Source organism: Micromonospora maritima, from assembly GCF_902825405.1.
Taxonomy (GTDB): domain Bacteria; phylum Actinomycetota; class Actinomycetes; order Mycobacteriales; family Micromonosporaceae; genus Micromonospora; species Micromonospora maritima.
Genome location: NZ_CADEAU010000609.1, coordinates 1 through 2,853 on the forward strand (window position 1 = coordinate 1; position 2,853 = coordinate 2,853).

The window sequence follows — 2,853 nt, forward strand, 5'->3', positions numbered from 1 at the left end:
GTCGTCGGCGGCACGGCGACGGTCGGCGTGGTCGGCGCCGTGCTGGTGAGCGCGCGGCCCACCAGCAGCGCGACGACGAGCAGCAGCGGTACGCCGAGCGCGGCGAGCAGCCAGCCGGCGGGCCGGCGCGCGGAAAACCGGTCGAACAGCACGAAACTGACTGTAACCGAGCGGAAGCCCCCGTACCGCGAAGTGCGGCACGGGGGCTTCCGGGTGAGGTCAGCTCAGCTTCGCGCCGACGTGGATGGCGATCGCGTCGTGCGCGTTGACCGTGGCGGCGAACCAGCCCGCCGAGTCCACCGTGATCACCGGCCCGCTGCACGAGCCGTTGCTGAACGTGCCGTGGATGACGTCGCAGTAGCGGCCGGCCGGCAGTCCGGTGTAGTACGACCGGCCGCTGATCGCGCTGTCCTCGTCGTTGAGCGTCAGGTAGCCCTTGCCGGCCCGGCTGAACGCGATGTGCTGGTAGCCGTTGTCGTACCAGTTGGTGACACCGGCGCCCTCGGTGGCGTTGCGGAAGCCGACCATGTTGGCGATGACCGGCCAGCGGTGCTCGCACTCCCAGCCGGAGTAGCAGGTGGTGTTGGTGATCCGGTTGCTGCCGTCCGACGGGGGAGCCTGGTCCTTGCCGCTGAACGTGAAGCTCGACATCACCGCCGGGGTGCCGTACGGCCAGGCCAGCATGAACGCGTTGGCCAGGGCGTACTCGCCGCGGTCGCGGTAGGTGAGCACGCCGCCGTCGCGCTGGGTGTCGTGGTTGTCGGTGAAGACCACCGCCGAGCCGCCCGGCAGGTAGCCCCAGGACTCGCCGAAGGTGCGCAGGTACGCCAGCCGCTCGCTGTTGAACATCCGGGCCAGGTCCTTGCCGTACCGGAACTCGTGCACGTCGCCGTTGCCGGTGTACTCGGTCGGCTGGACCGGCTCACCCGCGCCGTAGATGACCTCCTGCACCAGGTACGCCGGGCGGGACAGCTTGGCCTTGATCGCCGCGATGTCGGCGGCCGGCATGTGCTTGCTGCCGTCCAGCCGGAACCCGTCCACGCCGAGCGAGAGCAGGTCGTTGAGGTAGCCGGCCAGCCGGGTGCGGACGTAGTCCGACTCGGTCTTGAGGTCGGCGAGGTTGACCAGCTCGCAGTTCTGCACCTCGTACCGGTCGTTGTAGTTGGCGATGTCGTTGTTGCCGTTGCGGCCGCAGTAGTGGAAGTCCTGCGACGAGTAGACGCCCGGGTAGTTGTAGTGGCCGTACGACGTGCCGGCCCAGCCGGTGCCGCCGTTCTCCTGCCCGGACATGTGGTTGACCACGGCGTCGACGATCACCTTGACGCCGGCGTTGTGGCAGGTGTTCACCATGGACTGGAACTGGGCGCGGGTGCCCTTGCGGGACTCGATCCGGTAGCTGACCGGCTGGTAGGACACCCACCACGGGCTGCTGTTGACGTGCTCTTGCGGCGGGGACACCTGGACGTAGCCGTAGCCCTTGGGGCCGAGCGTGCTGGTGCACTCGGCGGCCACCGAGGTCCAGTTCCACTCGAAGAGCTGGACGATGACCTTCTTGCTGCCTCCGGTGGCGGCGGCGGCCGGGGGAGCCGCCACGGTGGTCGGGACGAGCAGGCTCGCGGCCAGGCCCAGGACGAGGGCCGCGGCGCGGCATCGGCGTCGATGCATCAGGACTCCTGCGGGGTGCGGGGGTGCGGGGGAGTGGAGCCTGGGGAGGGCGTCAGTGCCGGCTTCTTGCAACCGGAACTGAAATTTTCCGCAAGGTTACGAGTGTGTTGCAAGGACTGTCAATGCATGGGCATCTGTCGTTGCGTTCCGTGCTACACGCGCGCCCGGTCGGGACGGTTCGAGGAATCGGCCGAGAAATTCCCCACCGGAGGTGATCCGTCCGGCGCGTCGCTCCGTACCTGAGGTGGGAGCAGGGTCGGCCGGTGGGGGCGCCGCCGCGAGACGATCGAGGAGCAGATGGCCCGGGCACAGCAGAACGAGAAGGCGACGACCGTCCGGACCACCACCACCAGCCGTGGTGTCCGGACCATGTCGAAGTCCGCGATGGTGGCGCTGACCGCCTCCGCGCTCGGCCTCGCGTGGGCGGGTGTCGAGCTGGCCGGCGCCGGCGGCGTCATGTACTCGTACGGATTCTTCTTCACCGAGTTCTTCGCCGGGGTGGTCGCCCTGGTCTCACTGAGCCTCACCGTGATGCTGGGGCTGCTCGCCACCGACCGGCTGGTGCTGCTCATCCGGCACCGGGTGCTGCTCCAGTCGGCCCACCGGGCCACCGGCGTGCTCGGCGTGGCCGGGCTGGTCTTCCACGTCATCACCAAGATCGCGATCGGACGGGCCGGGCCCACCGACGCGGTGGTGCCGTTCGTCGGCGGCAGCGGCCTCTACGTCGGGCTCGGCACCGTCGCCGCGATGCTGATGGTGAGCGTGCTCTGGACCGGCCTGATCCGGGTCCGCTTCGCCGGCGTCGGTCCGAAGTGGTTCTGGCGGGCGCTGCACTCGATGGCGTACGTGTCCTGGCCGTTCGCGCTGTTCCACGGGCTCAACGCGGGCCGGCCGGCGGCCACCTGGGTGGTGCTCAGCTACCTCGCCTGCGTGGTGCTCGTGGTGATGGCGCTGCTGGTGCGCCTCTCCGTCCACCTCGGCAAGCGCAGCCGCGAGCAGCACCAGGCCGCCGCCCTGAACAAGGCGATGGCCGGCAAGGGCGAGGAGCGTACCGGCGTGTTCGCCGCGCTCGGCCGCAAGAAGGCCGCCGAGAAGGAGGAGAGCGGCGCCGGCCGGGGCCGCTGGGCCGAGGCGACCGCCACCTGGACCGCCCCGGCCGGCACCGCCCGGCGGCGGGACCCCGAGCGG

2 protein-coding genes are annotated in these 2,853 nt (G+C 70.2%); one reads left to right on the top strand and one right to left on the bottom strand.

Annotated elements, in window-relative coordinates; genetic code table 11:
* Positions 1–219: 219 nt before the first annotated feature.
* Positions 220–1,665 (bottom strand): alpha-amylase, encoded by a 1,446-nt coding sequence (locus HUW36_RS29880; RefSeq protein ID WP_174531157.1) that lies wholly within the window; start codon positions 1,663–1,665, stop codon positions 220–222.
* A 297-nt stretch (positions 1,666–1,962) separates the two neighbouring features.
* Between HUW36_RS29880 and HUW36_RS29885 the strand changes: the two genes are divergently transcribed.
* On the top strand, positions 1,963–2,853 hold an 891-nt coding region (locus tag HUW36_RS29885), incomplete at its 3' end, for a ferric reductase-like transmembrane domain-containing protein (RefSeq protein ID WP_484502611.1).